Source organism: Vibrio sp. 10N.261.45.E2 (assembly GCF_002875705.1).
Lineage (GTDB): Bacteria > Pseudomonadota > Gammaproteobacteria > Enterobacterales > Vibrionaceae > Vibrio.
This window is the reverse complement of sequence record NZ_MCZZ01000092.1, coordinates 1-23,896: the sequence shown is the minus strand read 5'-3', so window position 1 is coordinate 23,896 and position 23,896 is coordinate 1. Positions and strand designations below refer to the sequence as shown.

Below are 23,896 nucleotides of genomic sequence, written 5' to 3'. Positions count from 1 at the left end.
AAGCACCAGTTGAGCGCATTCAAGTTTAAATTCTGGGTTAAAAGTGCGTCTATCACGCTTAGTCATAATGTCACCTGTTTTAGTCTTGAGATGATCATACATCACCTCTTAATCAGGTGGCCAAATTCACTATGCCACTACAAGTCGACTCACCTTTGGTTTTTAGGCAAAGATTGAATGTCGATCTTATCTTTGTTGCCGAACAAATTTTAGTCTTTGAAACGTCATGAAATCTAAATAAATGGTTTGTATTCGAATTGTTTGTACACGAACTAATTGTAGCTTTTCTTGGTTCATTCAGCCTATTAATTAATCTAATGTAAAATTAATATTCAATAATCTATGGGTAAGTAATACATAATGTTGGTCGCGTGTTTGTTCAATTTATCCTTATAATTATCAGTGTCTTGTTGTAATTCAACTGGTTTTTTGAGCTTACTATTGCTGGCTTATTTTTGCCTTGCTCCCTTGTTTTACCGAACGAAGCTCCTTGATTTACACACGTTAATTACTTAGAGTGCTAATCGTTTTTCGGGGTTTAAATAACCATTTTAAGTTGAAATAACTGAGAAAGGATTAGATTACATGGATCCCATACTGGAAGTTAAGGGACTGTACAAGGTGTTTGGTGAAGACACCGATCGTGCTTTTACAATGATTAACGAAGGCGCAAATAAAGATAAAGTTTTCGAAGAAACGGGGTTAACGATTGGCGTTAACGATGTTTCTCTTAGTATCCAAGAAGGTGAGATTTTCGTCATAATGGGACTGTCAGGATCTGGCAAATCAACCCTAGTACGCCTTCTTAACCGCTTGATTGAACCTACCAAAGGTAATGTGCTTCTTCGAGGCAAAGACATTGCCCACATCTCAGAAGATGAACTCCGCGAAGTCCGCCGCAACAACATTTCTATGGTTTTCCAAAATTTCGCTTTGATGCCGCATATGACGGTTATCGAGAATGCCGCGTTTGGTCTTGAGCTTGCGGGCGTTGAAGTTGAACAACGAAAGCAATCAGCACTTGAAGCGCTAGAGCGTGTTGGCCTTGGCGCATATTCAGAGTCTTACCCTGATGAATTGTCTGGTGGTATGAAGCAACGTGTTGGTTTGGCTCGTGCACTAGCATGTGACCCTGACATCTTGTTGATGGATGAAGCATTCTCTGCGCTCGATCCTTTGATTCGTACTGAAATGCAAGACGAGCTTATTCGCCTTCAAAATGACGATAAACGAACGATTGTTTTTATCTCGCATGATTTGGATGAAGCGATGCGTATCGGTGATCGAATTGCGATTATGCAAAATGGCGAGGTGGTTCAGGTAGGTACCCCTGATGATATTCTTAATAACCCAGCTAACGATTATGTCGAAGCCTTCTTCCGCGGTGTGAACGTAGCAAGCGTACTTACTGTGAAAGACATTGCACGTAAGAAACCGGCTGCAGTATTTAAGAAATCTGAACACGACGGTCCAGCATCTGCTCTACAAATTTTGATGGATAACGACCGCGAATACGGCATCGTTGTAGAGAAGAGCAGTCGTTACTCCGGCATTGTTTCTATTGATTCGCTTCGCAAAGCCCACAAAGAGAACCAATCACTCGTCAGCGCACAGCTTGATGATGGACTGACTCTTAACCCTGATTTACCAATCAATGACGTGCTTGGTCTTGTTGGTGGTGTGCCTTACTCAGTTCCTGTTGTAGATGAGCAAGGTAATTACTTTGGCGTGGTAACTAAGTCACGACTGTTACAAACATTGGACAAGGGGTAGATCATGTCGTCAGAACAAACAAATAATGACCCTTGGTCTCAATCGGCTCCTGCAGCGCAACCTGCAAGTGATCCTTGGGGTCAAACGGCTGATACTTCACCATCTGCGGATTGGTTAAGCAGCGAAACTGTTGAAACGACACCTTTTGACCCAATGAACCCTTTTGCCGAGGCCGTTTTGCCCGTCGACACTTGGGTTGAGTCTGGGCTGAACTGGTTGGTTGAACACGGACGCCCACTGTTTCAAGCGATCCGTGTGCCTATCGATTTTATTCTAAGTTCATTTGAAACCGCTTTGGTGTCTACGCCGGCGCCATTCATGTTGATCATCTTGTTTCTAGTGGCATGGCAGTTTTCAAACTTGAAGTTAGGTGTGGCTACGGCCGTGTCTTTGACTTTTATTGGCTTGATTGGTGCTTGGTCTGAAGCAATGACCACGCTTTCATTGGTGATGACGTCCGTATTCTTCTGTCTGTTGATTGGTTTACCCATGGGGATATGGCTCGCCCGAAGTAACACGGCGGCTAAATTCGTGCGTCCAATTTTGGATGCTATGCAAACCACACCGGCCTTCGTTTATTTAGTACCTATTGTAATGCTGTTTGGTATCGGTAACGTTCCGGGTGTCGTGGTGACCATCATATTCGCACTTCCTCCTGTTGTACGCTTGACCATCTTGGGTATTCAGCAAGTACCAGAAGAATTGATCGAAGCGGGTCACTCATTCGGTGCAAGCAAAAAGCAGATGCTTTATCGAATTCAACTGCCACTTGCACTGCCAACCATCATGGCGGGCGTGAACCAAACACTGATGCTGTCGTTATCAATGGTGGTTATCGCGTCAATGATTGCGGTAGGCGGTTTAGGTCAAATGGTACTGAGAGGTATCGGCCGCTTAGATATGGGGCTGGCAGCAGTCGGTGGTTTAGGCATCGTTATCTTAGCCATCTTATTAGATCGCATTACCCAAGTACTGGGTGTAAACGCTGGTAATACAAAATTACGCTGGTATCGCATGGGACCTGTTTCCCTTGTACTGAATGTACTTAATCGCGGTAACAAATCAGAACTTCAATTAAGGAAAAACACCAATGAATAATTCATGGAAGAGTAAACTCGCAGTAAGCATCGTTTCTACATTAGCGGTATCGACTAACGTGTGGGCAGCAAGCCTACCAGGTGAGGGCGTATCAGTTCAGCCTGTTCAATCGTCTGTAGCGGAAGAGACATTCCAAACATTGATCGTTAACCGTGCTTTAGAAGAACTGGGTTATGACGTGAAGTCAACTCAAGAAGTGGACTACAACGTAGGTTACACCTCGATTGCAAAGGGTGACGCAACGTTCCTAACGGTAGGTTGGTTCCCACTTCATGCTGACAAATACACAATGGCAGGTGGTGATGAGAAATTCTACCGCGAAGGCCAATATGTAAGCGGCGCTGCTCAGGGTTACCTAATCGATAAGAAAACGGCTGAAAAGTACAACATCACTAACATTGGTCAACTAACGGATCCAAAAATCGCGAAGCTGTTTGATGCTGATGGTGATGGTAAAGCAGACCTAACAGGCTGTAACCCAGGTTGGGGTTGTGAGATGGTGATTGAACATCAACTTTCAGCGTTCAAATTGGACGATACGGTGACTCACAATCAAGGTAACTACGCAGCAATCATTGCAGATACGATTTCTCGTTACCAAAAGGGTGAATCAATCCTTTACTACACGTGGACACCTTACTGGGTAAGTGGCGTATTGGTGCCTAACGAAGATGTCGTTTGGTTAGAAGTTCCTTTCTCAGCACTTCCTGGCGGGCGTTCGAACGTGGATACGACGTTATCTAACGGCAAAAACTACGGTTTCGAAATGAACTCAATGCGCATAATTGCGAACAAAGAGTTTGCTAAGAACAACCCATCAGCAGCGAAGCTTTTCGAAATCATCAAACTTAACATCAATGATGTAAGTGCTCAGAACATGATGATGAGTAAAGGTAAGAACAGCTCTGCGGATATCGAAGCGCATGTAAACGGTTGGATTAAAGCGAATCAAAGCACGTTCGATGGTTGGATTGCAGAAGCGAAGAAAGCCGCGCTGTAATTTTGACTTGTATACTCTGTCTCACCAGACACTTCGATTTGAAATGATGAGCGTGTTTAGTGATTGTGTAGAGTCACTGAATCACCTTCAAATCAAGGGATAAGGCGACAAGAGTAAACATTAGAAAAGCCAGTAGTACATTGGATTACTGGCTTTTTGCTTACAGCTGTATTAATGATCTTTGCGATTCTAGCTATTAAATAATAGCTCTAGCGCTCACCTTGAACTTCGAAGTCATCACTGACTAAGCGAGCGCAACCATCGGCTTCAAGTGCCCAGTGTTCACGATGAACAACACCAAACGCTTTGTTCATTGTCCAACTAGCGGTAAGAATGTATCCGCCTTCTGGGTGCTCTTCCCACTTAACATCGGTGTAATCAACGTCTTTGAAGCCTTGGTCGATGATATTTTGCCAAAACGCTTGAATCGCTTCACGACCTTCAAAAGTACCAAACGGACGCGCTTCCATTACACAGCTTTCAGTATATTGTTCGGCACAACCTTTCGCATCTTGGCTGTTGAAAGCTTTTTGCCACGCGTTAATGCCTTGCTTACATGCTTCTAAAATTTGGTTGTCTAACATTGTCTTTCTCCATAACAGTATTGTTTCGAGCACTGTCTTTTTGATTTGCTATCTTGATAATTTGAATTGAGTTTAGTCTTAGAAATTGATTTGAAAAACAGAGATAATAGAAAATACTGTTTGTAAAAAGAGAACAATAAGATGAGTAAGCTAAAGCAGATGTCGGTTTTCGCTCATATCGTAGAGCAGGGTTCAGTCTCGGCTGCGGCTGAAAAGCTAGAGTTGTCTAAATCTGTCGTTAGTCAACATCTCAAGATTCTAGAACAAGAGTTAGGCGCCTCACTCCTTAAACGCACAACACGAAGACAAACTCTGACAAGCGTGGGTGAGCGCTTTTATTTGAGTTGCAAAGACATCAACGTGATTGCTGACTCGGCGTGGGATATGGCAAAAGCCGAATTAGAAGAGCCACAAGGTCGAATTCGAATTACAGCTCCGAATGCGTTGATGGACTTGTTAGTTGCGCCTGTTATTGCGGAACTGATGAAGAAATATCCGAAGCTAAAGCCAGAACTGATAAGCGACGATCAGCATTTAGACTTCATGGAACACGATATTGATCTCGCGGTACGAGTGGGTAGTTCTCGTGACAGTAACCTCAAACAGAAACGCTTGGGTGAATTTAAAGACGTGTTATGTGGAGTTGAAAGCATGCGATCTCGTGAACTAGACGCTATTCCCTACATTGCAAATTCTTGGCAGGGAAAACAGGTGACTCATCACTTTAGTTCTCAAGACGAACAAGATTTTGTTTACCAACAACAAGCAAGCTGCACCACTAACTCTTTCCACAGCTGCCTTGCCTTGATCAAATCTGGCGTTGGTATCGGTGTGATTCCAGATTTCTGCATTCCTCAGTTATCTAATGAAGTCGTCGACATGATGCCAAGCTTTCAACTACCGACTAACACGGTTTATGCGCTAAACCCATTCGCTTCAAATACGCCTATCGCCATTAAGCTATGTATTCAAGCGTTGGAAGATAGACTCAAAAATGACTTCACTTAAATTGTGTGAGGTTTTCATCTTAATAACCGTCTACTCGATGTTAAGGGAGATTACTTAGAAGGCAAATTCTGCTTCAACTCTAGAAGCATTTGATAAGCGCTTTCTCCAGACATCTCATATGGGTTGAATTGGTTCGACGTCGAAAACTGTAAGTTCACCAATTCGGTTAGGCTCGACTGAGGAATATCACCCATAGACCAATCCCCAAACTGCCTACAATCGATCTCTTTGAAATATAAAATCATGACGTTTTTGTGTCGCTTGTCATTCAAAATATGATTGTAAGTATGGTTCACTGCGGTTCTCGAACCTTCAATACATTGCAGGAAATACTCATCATTGTGGCTTAGAAGGCCTGTTAAATGGCTTTGCTTATTGCGGTCGTGTGAAATCTGAAGAATGTCGTTCAAAGCCTGAGAGTCGCAACTTTCACAGAGCGTACTGACATAAATTAACCGAGTTAGGCGCATAGGCATCACTTCGAATATTGTTCAAAAGGTATTAATAAATATAAGCCAAGCTGATGGAATTGCGAGTTATTGATTTAATTGTCACTCGGTAGCTTTTGGAAGAGAAGAGGATGGGGATGAAGTAGAAAAGGGCAGGTTGCAAGATACGCTAAAATGACTCGAATGTTGGCCATTCAATTATTTGAGCGACCTGCTTGTGAGCTCGTTAGTTGTTTAGAATTGAAATCGATTCAACGTTTGAAGACGCATCAAAACGAACATTGACCAACACACTCTCTCGTTCGAAAGTCACATCATCAAAGTCAGTAGCCGCGATCTTGAATCCATTTCTTGCGAATAAACTCGTCACTGTTGTTCGTTGTTTCTGTTCCATAGCGCATGTCAGTAGTTCGTTCATCGTGATCTCCACGAGGTAACCGTATGCATATCGTAAGCGTACAGTCTCTTTGTTATGAGATCAATTGCTTAATCGATAAGCTATGTTGATATGTTCAATTGAATGATTTTGGTATTCAAGAATTCAATCATCAGAGTGAGGGTAGTTGTTCTGGTTATGGAAGATGGAGCGTTATGTGACCGTGGTTCAGCATTCCTAGAGCGTGAGATTCATTGCAAAAATCTCTTTGAAATAAGTAGTTAAAAAGCAGGGTGCACCATGCCCGCCGTTTAGTATGTTCGGTCGATTATCGGAATCACTATCGGCCTATATCTAACTTCACTAAAGTACACCGATTTATGATGAGTAGATTCCTTAATAAACCTTCTTTCTATTGAAATTTAACATGTAAGGCGGTGTTGTTATAATTGTTATTAATTGCATAATCTTGATTTTAATATTAGTTTGATTTATAAAATAAGCACTCGTTCATTAACTTCATGATTATATTAGTTTTTACTAACCTTTAATAACATGGAGAAAGGCGATGAAAAAGAATCAAACACGCAACAGGTTAGCGAATTTAGTGCGACTTCGTAGGTCATACAAAGCATCAGATTTTCTAATGAACTTCGAGTTAAGAAAGATGTGTATAGCTTACGTAAAATAAAACAGTTAGAAATTCGTCAATTGGGTCTTAAAGAAAACGCAGTCAATATCGTTTCGTTGGCTTTAGTGCTCTCAGCGGCGACTTGGGCATTTGTTCCTCAATTCGGTTTACCGATGCTTGCTCTGACCTTTGTTTTGGCGTTTGTTACATGGCGCAGATATGAGTTGCGTGCAGAGTTTAAAGGAGCCGATGAAACTGGCGACCATTGGGTTTCCGTGGCTCGCGGGTGTACTCGCGAAGAGTTCAAGGTGTTGAAAAATGTTGAATTGGCTTTACGCGACCAGGTGTCTTAATGGTTAGATTTTTTCGCGCTTAGGTTTTGTCAATGCCTGGGGCTTATAACAGTTAAGTATTCATAATCAATAAGGCTCGTCATTGTATGGCGAGCTTTTTTTTTCTGAAAACATAGATAGAGCAGGTTACTTGGAGGTGTCAATGACTATATGTGTAATGGTGAACAGTATGATTCTTAAGTCACGGCATTTATGATGATCTTTGGGGGCTTGAAATATTGGGAGAGGATGGATATGAATACACGAGTCAGTGAGGGATCCCTTAAAAGGCTTATCCAGTTGATTAGCTATGTTTTGATTATAGTGTTGAGCAATAGCCGATTCTCTAATGCTCAAAGCGTCGAGTTTCCTAGTTGTGCGCAGAGTGAGGTTTTGAATACAGAGATCCACCTTTATGTTGATGAATCTGTATTAGTCGAATATTCCAAAGCATTTATCGCTTCTAAAATAGCGACATGGGAAAGTTATTCGAATCTGGTGTTGAAGAACTCCTGTATCCCTATGAAGAGAAAAGTCACCAAGGTGACTTATACCTCGGAAATCGACACTCTCTGGTTTCAAGATTTGAGCGCAGCAGAAAGGTTATTGAAACTATCGATGGAAGAACCGATACCAGAAACAACAGAAGACGGCGTTCCCATTTTTATAGGGATAGTATTTTCTAGTTATAATTCTAGTTTTGAGTCTGATTATTGTGGTGTCTCATCTTCAGTATCCAATTTTTTCTCTTTAGCAATAAACTGCCCTGATTACCTAATGGAGCATGAAATTGGTCATTTAAGTGGTGCGAATCATGACTACAAAACGTTATTGAAAGATTTTGATAGTATCGAAAGTTACCTTTCTGGAACGTACCCAAGAGCTCCTCAATATTCCTTCGGCGCAATTTGTGCTGATAGAGGAACCGTGATGTCTTATGAGCGAGATGTTATCCCTGCTTATTCCAGTCCGAACATCAAAGTGGATGGCATAAAGTGCGGGGATAACAAATACCACAACAATGCGAGAGTGCTTAGAGAGTTCGCACAAGCTTATTCGACCCCATGATTGCCTCGCTGCTAGATTGGTAGTCATCCGATTTAGTTACTTTATTATTAATGGTTATTATGAGATTACTAGCTGTTGTGGTCGAGATTAATCCCTCTAGAAGTTAGACCAAGAACCAAACCTAAGCACCAAACTAAGGAGAGAAAATGCAAGTAAGTATTAGGCCCGCCATGCCAAGCGAATTGGCAGCCATTTATGCCTTGGTTATCTCAAACGATGAGTGGACGAAATTTAACGGCCCTTATTTTCCATACTCACCGCCATCACTAGAAGAGTTTGAAAGCCGTTCGTTTCAACGGTTACTCAATGGATCCGACTTACAGCTGGTGGTTGTAGACGATGTGCCTGTAGGAACCGTCAGTTGTTATTGGGAGTGTGAAGAGACACGTTGGCTTGAAGCCGGAGTGGTCATTTATAACTCCGACTATTGGGGTCAGGGTATTGCTGCGTTAGCTCTTCCTCTTTGGGTATCTTGTCTATTCAAAAACAAGCAGATAGAGCGTGTCGGTTTAACCACTTGGTCGGGTAATCCGCGGATGATGTCACTAGCTCTCAAATTAGGCTTCCAGCAAGAAGCTAGGCTAAGAAAAGTGCGTTATTACCAAGGCGAGTACTATGACTCGATTAAATATGGCCTATTGCGTTCTGAGTGGCTGGAAAGTAAATAGCCATAATTCGAGTTAGTTTGTTGTTTTATTGAACGTTATAACGCGTTCAGTTCAAAGTGTTTGTCCTGTGATCTTTAAATTTAAAGCGAGCGTACTTTTCCCATGTTTAAGAGGACGAGTATGCAATGAAGTTATCTAAAGAGAATGAATCAAGAATTATCGAAATGGCGTGGGAAGATAGAACCCCGTTTGAGGCGATAGAGCTGCAATTTGGTTTGAATGAATCAGAAGTGATTCGCTTCATGCGAAGCCATCTGAAGCTTGGAAGTTTTAAATTGTGGCGCACCCGTGTTTCTGGTCGTTCCACCAAGCACGCAAAAGTTCGCCGTTCAGATGTGTCGAGAGGGTATTGTCCTACTCAGTACAAGCACCGTTAAATAGGAACTTACTTAACCAGCAATTCCAATGAATATATCAGTATGGAAACGAAAGGAATAAAAGGAATGAAACAATTTTTTGCTCTAATTTTGGCAGTGCTTTGCTTTGGCGTTGGTTATGTTCAAGCTAATGATGTTCGTCTTAAACAAGCTTACGAGAGTCACCAAAGCGATGTACAAGTTCGTGGCTCTGGTACAGTTTCTCGAATACTTCCAGATGATAACAAAGGCTCTAGACATCAGAAATTCATCTTACGATTGGACAGTAAACAAACCGTGTTAGTAGCGCATAATATTGACTTGGTTCCTCGTATTCAAGGATTGGGAAAAGGTGACCGAGTTGAATTCTATGGCGAATATGAATGGAACAAGAAAGGTGGTGTAATTCACTGGACTCACAGAGACCCTAACAACCGTCATGCTCACGGTTGGTTAAAACACAATGGGAACGTATACGAGTAAACACCCCCGAGACTTTTCCCTTCAAGGCTATAAGATAAAAAGGAATTTTGATGTTTAAGCTGGAAACTGACAGGTTGATACTTCGAGATATGAGTCTCGAAGACGAGTGTGCCTTTGTTGCGATGTCTCAAGACGCTAAGTATCAGCGTTTCTATGATGAAAGTGATTGCGAACCTAACAAATATCGAGAGCTAACTCAGTTGTTTGTTGAGCAGGCTTTGGAAGTGCCGCGACAGGCTTATCAGCTTGCGGTTGAAAGCAAAGACTCAGGAAAGTTTATCGGAACCGTTTGTTTACGTCTTGAAGGCGATCAACAAGCTTCAATGGGCTGCGCTTTCTCAAGGGAAACTCAGGGAAAAGGGCTTTCTATAGAAGCGGCTGAAGCGCTCGCTAATTTTGGATTTTCAGAGCTGGGCGTGCAACGCATCTACGCCGAAACCATCAGTAAGAACTTAGCGGCCATCAAATTGTGCCAGTCATTGGGAATGAAAGAAGAAGCGCACTTTGAGAATCATCGATTCTTCAAAGGTAAGTGGTGGGATACTGTGACGTTGGCGGTTGTTCGATCTGACTGGAAAAAGGCTTAGTGATGGCAAGTGGCATGCAGAAACTAGATAGAGGGCTCGACAAAGACGGATTTATTCAAAATCTTAATTCGCCAAAGAATATTGCGCCTGAATTTCAAGAGGTGGTGACAGCAGTTATTGATTCGTTGTTAAGAGAGCTCCCAGGCCAAATAGATGGTATCTACTTGTACGGTAGTGTACCAAGAGGAACGGCCGTTGTTGGTCGTTCTGATTTGGATGTTTCTATCGTACTCAATATGCCTATTGGTCACAAAGAGAAGCGAGTATTTAAGCACCTTTCTGAAATCATTCCCAAAGCTTACCCGCAAATCAGCAAGCTTGATATCGATCCCGGCTGCCTTTCAGATGTTCTACAGCCACAAGAAAAATTCCATTGGCAGTTTTGGCTCAAGCATTGTTGCTGTTGTATTTGGGGTAATGATTTATCTATTGATTTTCCACGTTACAAACCTAGTAGTGAAATAGCCCAAGCTATCAATGGTGACTTGTCTACCTTTCTTGAGCAAATGAGCACGTCCTTTAAAACGATGACCGATGTTGATGTCGCTAAGGTGATTGGTAAGAAGTTAGTGCGCGCTGCCTATTACTTTGTAGCGGAGGCTGATGGAAGTTGGTACACAAACCTGAGCCAGTGCGCTGCAGTCGCCAAGCGCTATTACCCTAGTCAAAGCGACGATATTGAACTAGCACATCAATACGCTCTCGGGCAATTAACCTCTCCAAGTGAAGCGTTGGAATTGTATGAAAGGTTAAGCAAGAACTTATCGTAAGCACCAGTGAGCCTGCAAATTGATGGGGGAATCATTGGTATATGCATACCGCTTCGCATTTGTTTTATAAATCTTTGCCAGTTGAATGTATTGAAAACTGATGTGTTGTAGGGTCTGTGCTTTATTACCAATAGAGACCGAGGAACAAAAATGTACGCCAATAAGTATTCTAATTTTTGGAGGCGATTCTTTGCTATCTGGATAGATTCAATCGTATTTTTACCTTTGGAGTGGATAGATGATTATGTACTTTCTGGTGTGATAAGTTCAGGTGGTATTTTTGCTTGGGGAGTTATCAATTCACTAATTGGTGTCACTTACTACGTTGGCATGCATGCTAAATTTGGGCAAACAATCGGGAAAATGGTCACCCGAGTGAAAGTGGTGGATGTATCTGAAAGCCGAAACCTAACCCTCAAACAGTCTTGTATGAGAGATATTGTCCCAATCATGCTTATACCTTTTAGTCTCTATGCTTACGCGCAACTGTCTTTCTATGGCCAGACTTGGGAGAGTTTAGAGCAAGGTCGAGCCTTTATATTTATTGGCTACGCAATGATCGGTTGGGTTCTTTTAGAGTTCATATCCATGTTGTTTAATCACAAACGTAGAGCGATTCACGATTTCATCGCAGGCTCTGTTGTCGTAAAGAAAGTTTAATTCTTCAAATGATGGCCTAAGGAAAAACAGATGGATGTACATGAGTGTGTCTCTTTTATCTTACTCAACGAATCACAAGTATTGTTAGAAAAACGCAGCGAGTCTAAAGAAACGGATCCCGGCCTAATAACCATACCTGGCGGTCATATTGAGAAAGGAGAGAATCAGGTACAGGCGTTGTTTCGTGAGCTCGATGAAGAGCTTAATGTTGTTCCCATTCATTACAAATACTTGTGCTCGCTTTACCATCCTACGAAAGAGCTTCAGTTGATCCATTACTTTGTCGTGAGTGACTGGAAAGGAGACATCAAAGCTCAAGAGGCTGATGATGTTAAGTGGTATTCACTTAATACAGCGCTTGTCGGTATAGCTGCCGATGGTATTGCTTTGAGAGAAGTGGAGCGAGTGGGTAGTTATCTTTAGTTTGTATTCGAACACATATTCACGACGTTTTTGAGGGCTCAAAAACGGTGAAACCCCGATGTTGGTAGCATCGGGGTTTCGAATTTCTAGATTTCTCGACTGGTAAGATCGATTATCTTTTCTATGCAGAAGGCTGGATTAATCCAATCTTATTCCTTGGTAGGGAATTAGATACGGATGAAGTCCATGTGCTCAACTTTTGGCTTGAACGCGTGACGTTGAACGTCTTGTGGCTTAACCTTAACTTCTGCGCCGTCAATCAGTAGAGTGATTGCTTCGTAGAATTCAGGCTTATCCATTTGGTTGATCACTTCAGCGTGAACAAGTTCGATAGCTACAGCTTCAGCTTCGCCACCGTAGATTACAGCTGGGAATTTACCAGCGTGACGTAGGCGGCGGCTCGCACCTTTACCTAGTTCAGTACGTACTACTGCTTCAAATTTCATAGTTTTACTCTCAAATTAGTAAAAATTAACTTCACACCTCAATGCGACCTTGAGTATGTGGTAATGCTTAGGCATAAACGAGTTCATGCTTAAGCGAGCGCGGATACTAACATCACATTCCCAAATGAGCAAGTCAGAAGCCCACCTCAAAGTGAATTTCCTTCGATAATTGGTTCGTTTGGAGATAAAACGTCCGCTAATGCTTGTTTAGCCAATTTTAACCCCTTTTTCATCGTCACTCTTCTCTATTTATATCACTGCTAAATCATCAAGTTAATGAACGGAAAATGAATGTTCGCCTAAGACTTGGTTAAGGCTTGGTTCGTTAATCTTAGTGTTAATTAAACAGCAGAATGAATAGGTGAAAATATGGAACCGGTAAGCATTGTCGTAATTACGCTAAACGAAGAGAAACGTATTAGCCGCTTAATGGAAGAGTTGAGCGCGCAAACCCACCAAGAGTTTGAAGTGATTGTTGTCGACTCGAACAGTGAAGATAACACAAGAGAAGTGGCACAAGCTTATGAAAACGCCTTGCCAAAGTTAACTGTCCATCATATGGAAAATCGTGGTGTGAGCCTTGGTCGAAACACAGGTGCTTCATTGGCGAAATATAACAGAATTCTTTTCTTAGATGCCGATGTGAGCTTGCCTCGAAACTTCCTCGCGAAAGCGCTTTATGAACTAGAAGAGAACAAGCTTGAGGTGGCCGGGGTGTACATGAGTTCGAAAGGTCTGCCGCTTGTGCACAAGTTTGGTTACGGGCTATTTAACGCAGGCTTGTTTACTACCCAGTTCTTTTTCCCAACGGCGATTGGCGCGTGTATTTTCTCGACGAAACGAGCGCATGATGAGATCGGTGGTTTCGATGAAGAGATCGTACTGTGTGAAGACTGTGACTACGTAAAACGAGCGAGCAAAACATGGCGATTTAGGTTCTTGAATATGACTTTTGGCTTTGACCCACGTCGATTAGATCAAGATGGCGTTGTGAAGACAGGTTCAACTTACCTTAAAGCCAACGTAAGACGCTTCTTTAAAGGCGAAATGCGTAACAACGAGATGAACTACAAGTTTGGTCACTATAAAGAACAGTAAGCATTGAGGTTGTTATGTTTGATGGACTAGGGCTGTTTTTGGGGGCATTGGGTGATGCTCTCATAGGCCCAAACCTATTTGTACCGGGAGAGCCCTTTTTTATCGCAGCGGGCTTTCAACTGTATTCAGGTGCATGGATGGCGTTGGTTTTGGTGATGCTAGGTGGTTTGCTTGGTGACCAACTCAGTTATTTCATTGGTTATAAATACGGTGCAAAGGCGCAACGAAGGCTCATTAAGTTTCGTCCTAAAACCAAAAGATTAATTGCGCGCTGCCGCTATCTGGTTGCTCGCAAAGGCACATACATCATTCTTTTTGCTCGTTTATTAGGGCCTATCGCTTGGGTTGTACCATTTATAGCTGGCTCGCATCGTGTACCGTGGCGCAACTTCAGTGTATTGGCCTTTATCGGCTTGGCCCTTGGTGGCGGGCAATTTGTTGCTTGGGGTATGTTACTGGCGCACGGCGTTGAAAACTTTCCGTGGCTTAATAGCCTTAAGATATTTATCTCCGAGCATAATAGTTTGATCGTAGGCGTGTTTGCGGTATTGGTCTTCACCGTCATTGGTTATCGAATGAAGTGGCGACGCTTGATCCTTAAGTCGACTGCGCTGTTGTTGGCGTGGGTATTGTTTGCGAACTACGCTCACTTTTTTTGGAAAGCGGACGACTTTCAGAATCAACAAGAGACGGCTCTAATAAACAAAGTAGATTGGAACTCGGTTACCTATAAAGCGTTCCCTGGCAAATCTTCGTTCTATTCGGCACAAGCGATCAATGTCATTTATGTTGGAGCAACCCCAAAAGATTTAATGAAGCAATTAGACTGGATAGAGAATCAAACTTTCTCTCGAAATGAGATCGAATGGGCTGGCTATTTGGCATTGCTTAAAGACAAAACGCCCCCCGTGTCTGATTTATATTGGCGAGACAAGCCGCAAGATATGGCTTTTCAATTGCCGGGTAATTTGATGAAGCGCAGCCATATTCGCTGGTGGCGCGCTGGTGTTGATATTCAAACTAACCAACCTCAGTGGTTAGGCGCAATCAGCTATGATGATGGCCTTAAAGTCACCCCTTACTCAGGCATTGTGACCATACTTCATAATATTGACCCTAATGTGGATGAAGAGCGCGATAGGCTTGCAAATCAGATACGAACTTCACTACCAGATATTGAACTAGACAAGTATCCACTGGCAACTGTGGAAGTGCTCAATGAAGATCATGATTATTATACTGATGGTAGAATTTTAATGATTGGAGCAACGAGCCTGAGTGATGATTCCCAAGCTTTAGATGTTGCTGTGAACGATATATAGAGCTGTATATAAGGTCGATAGAACCAAGCCCTAGTATTACGCTAGGGCTTATTGGTTTCACTTTTACTTAGAGCTTGTTCAGCCTTGACTTGTTTTAAGCACCAGAGAGGCTTTTAATCCGCCCATTGAGCTTTTGCTGAGTGTTAGGCTGCCTCTGTAGCTGTGTGCCATTTCATTCACGATGTTAAGCCCCAAGCCTGTTCCTGGTGTGGTTTCATCAAGTCGAACACCACGTTTGGTCACTTGCTGAAGTTTCTCTTCAGGAATGCCTTGGCCATCATCTTCAATCACCAATTCAATGTTGCCATCGTCGAGTTCATTTGCATGGACACGAATAATGCTGTTCGCCCATTTGTAACTATTCTCGAGTAGGTTACCGACCATTTCATCAAGGTCGGTTTTTTCTACAGCCACTTCAATCTCAGAGTCTAGCTCGTTAATCATGGTGACTTCGTTGGCAGCGTAGACTTTATCAAATGCCATAGAGATAGCTTCAACACGCTCACAGGGTGAGGCCTTCACTGAAAGAATGTTCATTGCACCAGCCATGCGCGCTCGGCCAAGGTGATAATCTATTTGGCTTTGAATCTGATGAATGGGCTGTTGCAGTAGTGCTTTGTCATCCTCTGGAAGTCGCTCTATCTCATTTTTTAGAACTGAAAGCGGTGTTTTCAAAGCATGAGATAAGTTACCCGCGTGGTTACGAGCTCGCTCCAATAACTCTTGATAGTGGAAGAGTAGGGCATTGAGATCCGAGACTAATGGAGAAACCTCTTTCGGGTAGTTATCGCTTAACCCTTGTTGTTCGCCGTTTCTTAGCATTACCAATTCGCGCTGCATTTTACTGAGTGGTAACAGCGACCAGCTGACTTGAATACCGATCAACATAAGCACGCCAACAAACAGCAGCATCAGAATCAACCATACTTGACCAGTCAGTTCAGTCAGTGTGGATTCTAATGGATCTTCATCAATACCAATTGTGATCGTGACAGGGTCGCTCAGTTCAGGCAGATAGATATCTTGCTCGATGTAAATCAGTTTTTCTTTCTCAGGCCCTTTGACAGAGGTGTGAATAGGTGAACGCTTGATAGTGAGGTCTTTATCCCAAAGAGAGCGTGAGCGAATGATCTGATCTTGGGTGGCGGCGCGCCAATAAATACCACTATAGGGCTGGTTGAACCTAGGATCAGACAGACGCTCTGCCATGATCAAGTTGCCATTGTCATTGGTTTCGATATTGGCGGTTAACTCATCCATGGTTAAGCCAAGCTGCTGCTTCATATCATCGACGAGGTAGTCGTTAACTAGTTTCGGAATCCCTACACCTGCCGCTAATATCATCGCACCTAGCCAAAAAGCCGCAGCGAGGAGCAAGCGGCTTTTCAGACTGATGTTTTTAAGTGTTCGTTTCTTTAGATTCATGCATTTCCAGCCTGCCTTTGCTCATCGTGACTTGTCGTATTGCGATGATCAGAACAGGCTGTCCACTTAATTAATGGTTGCTCAGGCGTGATTGACTACAGAGCTATTCAGCATTCAGTTGGTAGCCAAGGCCACGCACGGTTTTGATGATCTTAGGTGCGATTTTCTTACGAATACGACCAATAAATACCTCAACCGTGTTTGAGTCGCGGTCGAAATCTTGTTTGTAGATGTGCTCAACCAGCTCGGTACGCGAAATAACCTTGTTTTGGTTATGCATAAAATACGCAACAACCTTGTATTCCAGTGCCGTTAGGCTAACCGCCTGGCCTTGCCACAACACTTTTGAACTGCGTGTGTCTAAGCTTAAGTCGCCGATTTGAAGTATAGGTGCCGCACTGCCGGAAGCACGGCGCAGTTGAGCGCGAATACGGGCAATCAGCTCGACCATTTCAAATGGTTTAGTGAGATAATCATCAGCACCGGCATTCAAGCCTTCAACACGTTGGGTCAGCGTGTCACGAGCACTTAAGATAATGACGGGTGTGTTGATGTTTTCGTCTCGAATACCTTTTAAAACGGTTAGGCCATCAAGCTTCGGTAGACCTAAATCGAGAACAATTGCATCCCACTCTTCTGACGTTGCACGGTAGAGTGCGTCGATACCATCTTGAGAAAGTTCTGGAACCCAGTCAGCTCCCTCAAGTGTTTCAATAATCTGTTGGCCTAAACGAGGTTCGTCTTCAACGACTAAAATTTTCATAATTGTTCTTCTTAATTCTTGTAATGACTGTTCGTCGTGCTTAACTATTCGTCGCGCTTAATTAGTTGCCGTGCTTAATTGCGTTTTTAAAGTTGCGGCCTTCAATCTTTAACATGTCCAACGTTTCGGCGTTGTATTCAACTTTGATGATGTTGTTTTGGAAGTTGATTTTTAGCTCATACACCCAAATGTCATCATCTTCTTCTAGTTCGACTTTAATGATTCGGCCATGAAGATCGTTTTCTACTGCGGCATACATTTCAGAGAAAGGTCGAATATAACCTTCTCGAACCGCTTCATAAACTTCATCCTGATCTTCTTCAAATTCGATACGAGTTCCTGCTTTATGAACGTCTTGTACTAGGTCGTGACCATTATGATGTGAGTCAGCCCATGCGCCAGCAGAAACAAATAAGCCTAAGCTTATAGAAAACAAAGAGATCATAGCTTTACTAAACATAGCGAATCCTAGAGAAGGTTGATAGCGTTCAGTATAAAAAAGTAATTCTGAACAGAAAGTGAACCTGATTAATAATGAGAATTTGATACCGAAAAACTTAACGCTTAATAGTAACGCCTTAGAACAGAAGGCTAAACTTTGGGTGTTAAGAGCATAAGATCTAGCGTTGTTGGAGTTCGTCTTCGAATATCTTATCTCTCATTTTCCAAAAGCGTCCTACTTTACGTGCAATCACGAATTGAGGTGGCCGGAACCTATGTTGGTGAGCAACCACTTTCGACGGTGAAGCTTCCTCAAAAGGCCTGTGTCTATCCGCAAGGTGAGGGCGAACAAATTGATCTTTGAAGTTTTGCTTCTGTTTCTTGGTGGTTAATGACCAAAATTCATGCACTTGCGCTTGGTTTTCACCACGGTAAGTGACTTTAAGTTGTGATTTACCTTTGTCGTCCTTAAGCACGTTGAGGTCCATTTCTAAGCACTCAAACACCAAAGCATCTTTTAGGTTGAGTGCCTCTTTGAGCTTTTTGTCTGGGTCAACCAAGGTTGCATCACACTCATGACAAATACGGGCTGCAATGTCGTTGTCGGCGCCGCACTCACCACAATATTTGGCACGGAAGCGATAGTTACAATGCTCACGTTCGCCCGTGTCTTCATCGGTAAAGTAGCCTTGGCATTTACGACCAAAGTGTTCAAGCAAGAAACCGTTGCTGTCTAGCTTGCCCCAAAAGTTGTTATTGAAGCCGCAGGCAGGGCAAGGGATGGTGATAATTTCACTGTCTGAATCCGGTTTAGGATCGCCCACTTCTGGCTGGTAAAGGTCATAACTGTTGCCTGCATAGTCAAGCACCAAACACTCTTTTTTACCCGGCGACAAACGCAAGCCACGACCAACGATTTGTTGATACAAACTGATGGATTCTGTTGGACGAAGAATCGCGATTAAATCGACGTGCGGCGCATCAAAACCTGTGGTTAATACCGATACGTTGACCAAGAACTTGATTTTACGTTCTTTGAAATCACTGATGATTTGGTCACGTTCGAGTGTTGGTGTGTCGCCAATTACAATTGAAGCTTCACCTTCTGGCAATAAGCCGAGGATCTCTTGAGCGTGCCTAACGGTCGCAGCGAATACCATGATGCCAAGTTTGTCTTGGGCGAGGTGAATGATTTGGTCGACAATTTGTGGGGTCGCTCGTTTCGATTGCTCTATCACCATGTCGAGTTCAGCTTCTTTGTAGCGACCTGTACTAGCAGGCTTTAGCTGCGAAAAGTCGTAGCTCAAAACGGGTGCGTCGATCATGCGTGCAGGTGTTAAGAAGCCTTCGTCGAGTAGGTAACGAATCGGCAGCTCAAAAATACAGTCACGGAAGAAGCGTGGCTCATCTGAACGCACTTGCCCGCGAGTGTGATATTGATAAATCCAACCCATCCCAAGACGATATGGGGTAGCCGTTAATCCAAGCACCTTGATACCAGAATTATTCTCTCGCAAGTGAGTGATTACTTTCTGATAGCTACTGGTCTTTTCATCGGGAACACGGTGGCATTCGTCGATAACCAATAGTGAAAATTGGTTAGAGAATGAGTCGAGGTTTCGAACGACGGATTGCACCGAAGCAAACACCACTTGTTGGTCGGTCTCTTTACGTCCTAAACCCGCTGAGAAAATCGATCCTTTTAGTCCGTAACCTTCATATTTTTCATGGTTCTGTTCAACCAACTCTTTTACGTGAGCAAGTACCAATACACGACCTTTCGCAAGCCTTGCCAGTTCTGCTATCACAAGGCTTTTTCCTGCCCCTGTCGGTAGCACGAGAACAGCCGGAGTTTGGTGTTTTCTGAAGTAATGAATCACTGATTTTACGGAATCAGCTTGGTACGGGCGGAGTGTATACATATCGCGTCTTGTAAGAAGGAAAACAAATAGTGTGAAATAGCTCAACTAATTGAGCAAAGGTGACTATAATACCCGACTTAGATTAGTTGAGGTATTCATGCGTTTAGATAAATTTCTGTGCGATGCATTAGGCGTCACCCGAAGAGAAGCAACACACTTATTAAAATCCAAGGCAGTGACAGTTAATGATGTCATTCAAAAAAGCGGTTCACTCAAGGTAACTGAAGAGTGCGTTGTGGAATGGCAAGGCAATGAACTGAATGTTCATGGCCCACGTTACATCATGCTTTATAAGCCAGAAGGCTTTGTTTGTTCGCATGAAGATGGCGCAAATCGTATCGCATTTGAATTACTCGATGAAATCAAAATGGACAAGCTGCACTTTGCTGGCCGTTTAGATATTGATACAACAGGCCTTGTGTTGATTACCGACGATGGTAAGTGGTCTCACCGTATCACATCGCCAAAGCATAAGTGCGAGAAGACGTATCGTGTGTGGTTGGTTGAACCTGTTGAAGACGATTACGTTGAGAAATTCAAAGAGGGTATCCAGCTTAAGAGCGAAGATGGCCTAACACTTCCAGCACACCTAGAAGTTCGTGCAGAACGTGAAGTGCTGCTAACGATTCATGAAGGAAAATACCACCAAGTTAAACGCATGTTTGCAGCACTTGGTAACAAGGTAGAAGCACTGCACCGTGAACGTATTGGCGAAATTGAGATGGACGAATCTTTAGAGTTAGGTGAATACCGTTACCTAACACAAGAAGAAGTCGACTCTATCTGGAAGTAACCCTTTCTATCGTGGATGTAGCCGACCAAGGATAGCGTCGGCTGATTATTTTGACTGGTACTAGGACAGTTTCAGCCATTATTACTATATGTTCATGTATGTGTGCGCATATTCGTGTATCACTGTGCGTGTTCGTATATTACTGCGTGCATGCTCGTGCTCACATAAAACCTAGTACTTAGTCGGAGAGTTATGCAAACATCTACCCAACAGACACCAAACTCACAATCACAAACTCCGCAGTTAGGTTGGATGCTATTTTTGGTTCTGGGTGCGATTGGTGCACTGACACCACTCGCCATCGATATGTACCTGCCCGCTATGCCTACGATTGCCAAAGATCTTGGTGTGACAGCGGGTGAAGTGCAGATCACACTCACAGCGTATACCGCAGGTTTTGCTCTGGGACAGTTACTGCATGGTCCGTTGGCGGATAGCTACGGTCGTAAACCTGTACTGCTTATTGGTGTGCTCTTGTTTGCTATCGCTTCTATGGTGAGTGCGACAACACACGGCATTGAAGCGCTGACTTACATCCGTACAGCTCAAGGCTTTGCTGGTGCTGCTGCGGCCGTTATCATCCAAGCGGTGGTAAGAGATATGTTCGATCGTGAAGATTTCGCGAGAACTATGTCTTTCGTTACCTTGGTGATGACGGTAGCGCCACTGGTGGCTCCGATGATTGGTGGCTACTTGGCATTATGGTTTGGTTGGCGCTCTATTTTTTGGGTACTGGCTATCTTCGCTGTGATCGTAATTCTAGCGGTATCGATGAAGATCCCTGAAACGCTCCCTGTAGAAAAGCGACAGCCACTGCGCTTTAAAACAACGATTCGTAATTACGCGCGTTTGTGTAAGAACCCAACGGCGATGGGCTTGATTTTCTCTGGTGCATTCTCTTTTTCAGGGATGTTTGCGTTCTTAACGGCTGGATCATTCGTTTACATTGATATCTATGGTGTTCGCCCTGATCTGTTTGGCTACCTGTTTGGTATGAACATTGTTGCTATGATCTTGATGACGAGCATCAACGGTCGAATCGTTAAGAAAGTGGGCTCTCACGCTATGCTTAGAGTCGGCTTAACGATTCAATTGTTTGCGGGCTTAGGTTTGTTAGTCGGTTGGATGTTAGATATTGGTTTGTGGGGTATCGTGCCATTCGTGATGCTGTTTATTGGCACACTGTCTACCATTGGTAGTAACTCAATGGCACTGCTTTTAAGCGGATACCCGAATATGGCTGGCACAGCGTCTTCGCTGGCGGGCACATTAAGATTTGGTACTGGTTCTGTGGTGGGGGCAATTGTTGCCATGCTACCAAGTGACACTGCAGGGCCTATGGCTATGGTGATGGCAGCATGTGCAATACTGTCAGCATTACTATATTGGACATTAGGAAAGAAGGCATAATGTCAAAATACTATATTGAAATTCAGAAGTTAGTGAACGATGCGTTAGGTGAGCTAAATGCTCTACATAAGTCGGGCAAAGCCATTGACGCGCCTATCGCGAACAACCTTTACCTTGTTCGTTGGGTAACAAAAGCGATTAAATCTCAAGCTTATGATCGTGTGATTGTGCCGGACTTGGTTCGCTGGCAGAAACAGGGTCGCTCAAAAGGCAACAACTCTGATTTAACCTTTACCTTCAAACGTATTTCTGCATTTTACGGACGTTTTTTCCCTGAAGGCGAAGAGCCTAAAGCGCTAAAAGACAGTGATGTTGAAGCGTTCATGGACAAAATGTACGAGATGGGTTGGAGCGTATCGAGTGAAGATGAGCTAACCACTGGCGGTAAGATTCAATTCTTCACCTATGGTGAGCACTCTTTTGCCTTGTGTGGTAAACAGTGCGACGACTCTTTTGACGGTGAGTTGATGGTTAAACCAATGAACTGGTTTGTTCGTGGTAACCACGCTGAGTTTATCCAAGCTGCGATGGAAGCGGGTTTTATGCTCCACAAAGTGACGGACTATAAGTCTGCAGTGAAGTACCACGGTGAATACATCGTATACCCAGCTAACCAAGGCAACCAGTTGGCTGAGATCCCAATTAGCGTTATTGGCTAACGGATAGATACGAGATGCGAGATAAGTGATACGAAGAGCCACTTACTCGCATCTTTCTTATCTTATCTTTTCTCATCTCACCACTTGAATACGTATCCGCTTTTAATCTCTTCGCATTTCGACACTCGAATCCCGCATCTGCTCTTTAGCTTGCTTCTCTATCGCCTTCACCATGCCTTTAAAAATAAATAGGTGAGCTGGCATCATTGCGAACCAATACAGTAATCCTAGAAAGCCCTTTGGATGCCACCAAGCTGAAATGTTCAGTTCACGAGAATCACCGTGGTCAGATACGGTAATTTCGAGTCGCCCTAAACCGGGGCCTTTCATACCGAAAAGCAGAGATAGAAACTGATTCTCTTCACAACGAATCACTTTCCACGAATCGATTTTGTCACCGACTTTTAGGTTGGGGCCTTCTGGCATTTGACGAACAGGTACACCACCACCGAAAAGAACATCCAACCATTCGCGTGTGCGCCATAAAGCGTTAGCGAAGAAATACCCCTGCTTTGGGCTTCCGATTTGCTGAGCCACATACCAGAGTGATTCTAATGACGCGCTAGAGTTGATGCTTGCGCCTGTCTTCTTCGGGTAATAACCGTATCCCGCTTGCCAGCGTTTGAAGGCGGTTTTATCGAAACCCCACACGTTGCTTTTGACAAAGTTTCCTTCAGCGTGAATCGCTTGTTCAACCATGCTTTCGAACGAGACAAGCTTCTGAGGATACTTTTCTCTGATGGTGGTCGAGCTGGCTATGAAGTCGTGCTTTAAGCCTGCGAGAAGCGCTCTGCCTATGTTGGACGGTACAGAAGTCACTACGCCTAACCAATATGAAGCAATCTTTGGTGTCAGTAGCGATGTCGCCCATAACCTGAGTGGACGATCGGCAGTTTTGGCAATATGAGCAAACTGGTTTCGATAAGAGACAATATCCGGCCCGCCAACCTCAAAGGTTTGGCTTTCGTTAGGCGTGTCTTGTGCAAGTTTCAGTAGGTAGTGGTTTAGGTTCTGTAAGGCGATAGGGTTTGCTTTAGAATCGACCCACTTTGGCGCAATCATAATCGGCAAGTTGTACACGAAGTCTCGCATGATCTCGAATGCCGCAGAACCGGGGCCTATGATGACGCCTGCCTGAAGTTCGGTAACCGGTACCGGCCCTTTACGAAGCAGTTCTCCGGTTTTCTTTCTCGCTTGAAGGTGATCTGAATCACCGGTCTGGGGCTGTAAAGAGCTCAGATAGATGACGTGTTGGTTCTTTGGACCAAGAGCAGAAACAAAGTTACGTGCTAAGCTCAGCTCATAATCAATAAAGTCGTGACCTTCCGCCATGCCTGTAGTGGTCAAGTAA

At 43.5% G+C, this 23,896-nt stretch carries 27 protein-coding genes and 1 pseudogene; 18 read left to right on the top strand and 10 right to left on the bottom strand.

Annotation, left to right across the window (positions count from 1 at the left end; all coding sequences use genetic code 11):
• Positions 1 to 102 (bottom strand): transposase (locus BCT34_RS24390; protein ID WP_131828338.1); only part of this gene is annotated, 102 nt, incomplete at its 3' end.
• A gap of 483 nt (positions 103 to 585) precedes the next feature.
• Between BCT34_RS24390 and proV the strand changes: the two genes are divergently transcribed.
• From proV to proX, 3 genes are read left to right on the top strand one after another with little or no spacing between them, the layout of a single operon-like run.
• Positions 586 to 1,773, top strand: coding sequence for a glycine betaine/L-proline ABC transporter ATP-binding protein ProV (gene proV / locus BCT34_RS04870; protein ID WP_076655501.1), 1,188 nt, complete (start codon positions 586 to 588; stop codon positions 1,771 to 1,773).
• A gap of 3 nt (positions 1,774 to 1,776) precedes the next feature.
• A complete protein-coding gene (proW, locus tag BCT34_RS04865) occupies positions 1,777 to 2,871 on the top strand; it encodes a glycine betaine/L-proline ABC transporter permease ProW (protein ID WP_076655498.1) in 1,095 nt (364 codons plus the stop codon).
• Positions 2,864 to 3,871 (top strand): glycine betaine/L-proline ABC transporter substrate-binding protein ProX, encoded by a 1,008-nt coding sequence (gene proX, locus BCT34_RS04860; RefSeq protein ID WP_076655495.1) that lies wholly within the window; start codon positions 2,864 to 2,866, stop codon positions 3,869 to 3,871. Before proW ends, proX begins: the two co-directional genes overlap by 8 nt.
• Before the next feature lie 209 nt (positions 3,872 to 4,080).
• On the opposite strand, the gene BCT34_RS04855 is transcribed toward proX, so the two are convergent.
• A complete protein-coding gene (locus BCT34_RS04855) occupies positions 4,081 to 4,455 on the bottom strand; it encodes a nuclear transport factor 2 family protein (RefSeq protein ID WP_076655492.1) in 375 nt (124 codons plus the stop codon).
• A gap of 141 nt (positions 4,456 to 4,596) precedes the next feature.
• Here BCT34_RS04855 and BCT34_RS04850 point away from each other — a divergent pair, with 141 nt between their 5' ends.
• Positions 4,597 to 5,463, top strand: a complete 867-nt coding sequence (locus BCT34_RS04850) for a LysR family transcriptional regulator (RefSeq protein ID WP_076655489.1) — start codon at positions 4,597 to 4,599, stop codon at positions 5,461 to 5,463.
• 50 nt (positions 5,464 to 5,513) lie between these two features.
• Here BCT34_RS04850 and BCT34_RS04845 read toward each other — a convergent pair whose 3' ends face one another.
• Both BCT34_RS04845 and BCT34_RS04840 read right to left on the bottom strand, forming a co-directional pair.
• Positions 5,514 to 5,933 carry a BLUF domain-containing protein gene (locus tag BCT34_RS04845; protein ID WP_076655486.1) on the bottom strand — a complete coding sequence of 140 codons (420 nt, stop codon included), beginning with the start codon at positions 5,931 to 5,933 and terminating at the stop codon, positions 5,514 to 5,516.
• A 205-nt stretch (positions 5,934 to 6,138) separates the two neighbouring features.
• The gene (locus BCT34_RS04840) at positions 6,139 to 6,330 is read right to left on the bottom strand and encodes a hypothetical protein (protein WP_004734640.1); all 192 of its coding nucleotides are present in this window, start codon (positions 6,328 to 6,330) and stop codon (positions 6,139 to 6,141) included.
• Positions 6,331 to 6,856: 526 nt separating this feature from the next.
• Here BCT34_RS04840 and BCT34_RS04835 point away from each other — a divergent pair.
• The 9 genes and pseudogenes from BCT34_RS04835 (at position 6,857) to BCT34_RS04795 (ending at position 12,266) form a co-directional block, all read left to right on the top strand.
• Positions 6,857 to 7,272, top strand: a pseudogene (locus BCT34_RS04835) (hypothetical protein).
• A gap of 234 nt (positions 7,273 to 7,506) precedes the next feature.
• Positions 7,507 to 8,319: a hypothetical protein gene (locus BCT34_RS04830; RefSeq protein WP_076655507.1), complete on the top strand. Its 813-nt coding sequence runs from the start codon at positions 7,507 to 7,509 to the stop codon at positions 8,317 to 8,319.
• 146 nt (positions 8,320 to 8,465) lie between these two features.
• On the top strand, positions 8,466 to 8,987 hold the full coding sequence (locus tag BCT34_RS04825) for a GNAT family protein (RefSeq protein WP_076655483.1): 522 nt from the start codon (positions 8,466 to 8,468) through the stop codon (positions 8,985 to 8,987).
• A gap of 125 nt (positions 8,988 to 9,112) precedes the next feature.
• The gene (locus tag BCT34_RS04820) at positions 9,113 to 9,364 is read left to right on the top strand and encodes a TIGR03643 family protein (RefSeq protein WP_076655480.1); all 252 of its coding nucleotides are present in this window, start codon (positions 9,113 to 9,115) and stop codon (positions 9,362 to 9,364) included.
• A 66-nt stretch (positions 9,365 to 9,430) separates the two neighbouring features.
• Entirely contained in the window at positions 9,431 to 9,826 is a 396-nt protein-coding gene (locus BCT34_RS04815) for a DUF3465 domain-containing protein (protein WP_076655477.1), read from the top strand.
• A gap of 50 nt (positions 9,827 to 9,876) precedes the next feature.
• Complete coding sequence (locus BCT34_RS04810; RefSeq protein WP_076655474.1) at positions 9,877 to 10,413, top strand: GNAT family protein; 537 nt, start codon at positions 9,877 to 9,879, stop codon at positions 10,411 to 10,413.
• Positions 10,414 to 10,427: 14 nt separating this feature from the next.
• On the top strand, positions 10,428 to 11,183 hold the full coding sequence (locus tag BCT34_RS04805) for a nucleotidyltransferase domain-containing protein (protein WP_076655504.1): 756 nt from the start codon (positions 10,428 to 10,430) through the stop codon (positions 11,181 to 11,183).
• A gap of 150 nt (positions 11,184 to 11,333) precedes the next feature.
• On the top strand, positions 11,334 to 11,843 hold the full coding sequence (locus BCT34_RS04800) for an RDD family protein (RefSeq protein ID WP_076655471.1): 510 nt from the start codon (positions 11,334 to 11,336) through the stop codon (positions 11,841 to 11,843).
• A 30-nt stretch (positions 11,844 to 11,873) separates the two neighbouring features.
• Entirely contained in the window at positions 11,874 to 12,266 is a 393-nt protein-coding gene (locus tag BCT34_RS04795; protein ID WP_076655468.1) for an NUDIX domain-containing protein, read from the top strand.
• Positions 12,267 to 12,433: 167 nt separating this feature from the next.
• On the opposite strand, the gene rplY is transcribed toward BCT34_RS04795, so the two are convergent.
• Entirely contained in the window at positions 12,434 to 12,712 is a 279-nt protein-coding gene (gene rplY, locus BCT34_RS04790; RefSeq protein ID WP_048658383.1) for a 50S ribosomal protein L25, read from the bottom strand.
• A 369-nt stretch (positions 12,713 to 13,081) separates the two neighbouring features.
• Between rplY and BCT34_RS04785 the strand changes: the two genes are divergently transcribed.
• Both BCT34_RS04785 and BCT34_RS04780 read left to right on the top strand, forming a co-directional pair.
• On the top strand, positions 13,082 to 13,810 hold the full coding sequence (locus BCT34_RS04785; protein WP_019821309.1) for a glycosyltransferase: 729 nt from the start codon (positions 13,082 to 13,084) through the stop codon (positions 13,808 to 13,810).
• A 14-nt stretch (positions 13,811 to 13,824) separates the two neighbouring features.
• Complete coding sequence (locus BCT34_RS04780; protein WP_076655465.1) at positions 13,825 to 15,132, top strand: LssY C-terminal domain-containing protein; 1,308 nt, start codon at positions 13,825 to 13,827, stop codon at positions 15,130 to 15,132.
• A gap of 78 nt (positions 15,133 to 15,210) precedes the next feature.
• Here the strand turns inward: BCT34_RS04780 and BCT34_RS04775 are convergent, their stop codons facing one another.
• The 4 genes from BCT34_RS04775 to BCT34_RS04760 form a co-directional block, all read right to left on the bottom strand.
• Complete coding sequence (locus BCT34_RS04775) at positions 15,211 to 16,557, bottom strand: ATP-binding protein (protein ID WP_076655462.1); 1,347 nt, start codon at positions 16,555 to 16,557, stop codon at positions 15,211 to 15,213.
• Between the two features lie 103 nt (positions 16,558 to 16,660).
• Positions 16,661 to 17,320 carry a response regulator transcription factor gene (locus BCT34_RS04770; RefSeq protein WP_017060377.1) on the bottom strand — a complete coding sequence of 220 codons (660 nt, stop codon included), beginning with the start codon at positions 17,318 to 17,320 and terminating at the stop codon, positions 16,661 to 16,663.
• A 61-nt stretch (positions 17,321 to 17,381) separates the two neighbouring features.
• Positions 17,382 to 17,780: a hypothetical protein gene (locus tag BCT34_RS04765; protein ID WP_076655459.1), complete on the bottom strand. Its 399-nt coding sequence runs from the start codon at positions 17,778 to 17,780 to the stop codon at positions 17,382 to 17,384.
• A 160-nt stretch (positions 17,781 to 17,940) separates the two neighbouring features.
• Positions 17,941 to 19,683, bottom strand: a complete 1,743-nt coding sequence (locus BCT34_RS04760) for a DEAD/DEAH box helicase (protein WP_076655456.1) — start codon at positions 19,681 to 19,683, stop codon at positions 17,941 to 17,943.
• A gap of 97 nt (positions 19,684 to 19,780) precedes the next feature.
• Between BCT34_RS04760 and rsuA the strand changes: the two genes are divergently transcribed.
• From rsuA to BCT34_RS04745, 3 genes are all read left to right on the top strand, one after another.
• The gene (gene rsuA / locus BCT34_RS04755; protein WP_017060380.1) at positions 19,781 to 20,476 is read left to right on the top strand and encodes a 16S rRNA pseudouridine(516) synthase RsuA; all 696 of its coding nucleotides are present in this window, start codon (positions 19,781 to 19,783) and stop codon (positions 20,474 to 20,476) included.
• Positions 20,477 to 20,668: 192 nt separating this feature from the next.
• Positions 20,669 to 21,886, top strand: a complete 1,218-nt coding sequence (locus tag BCT34_RS04750; protein WP_076655453.1) for a Bcr/CflA family multidrug efflux MFS transporter — start codon at positions 20,669 to 20,671, stop codon at positions 21,884 to 21,886.
• Positions 21,886 to 22,545 carry a DUF2913 family protein gene (locus BCT34_RS04745; RefSeq protein WP_076655450.1) on the top strand — a complete coding sequence of 220 codons (660 nt, stop codon included), beginning with the start codon at positions 21,886 to 21,888 and terminating at the stop codon, positions 22,543 to 22,545. Before BCT34_RS04750 ends, BCT34_RS04745 begins: the two co-directional genes overlap by 1 nt.
• Positions 22,546 to 22,647: 102 nt before the next feature.
• Here the strand turns inward: BCT34_RS04745 and BCT34_RS04740 are convergent.
• Positions 22,648 to 23,896: DUF2867 domain-containing protein (locus BCT34_RS04740; protein ID WP_076655447.1), on the bottom strand; the 1,249-nt coding region annotated here is incomplete at its 5' end.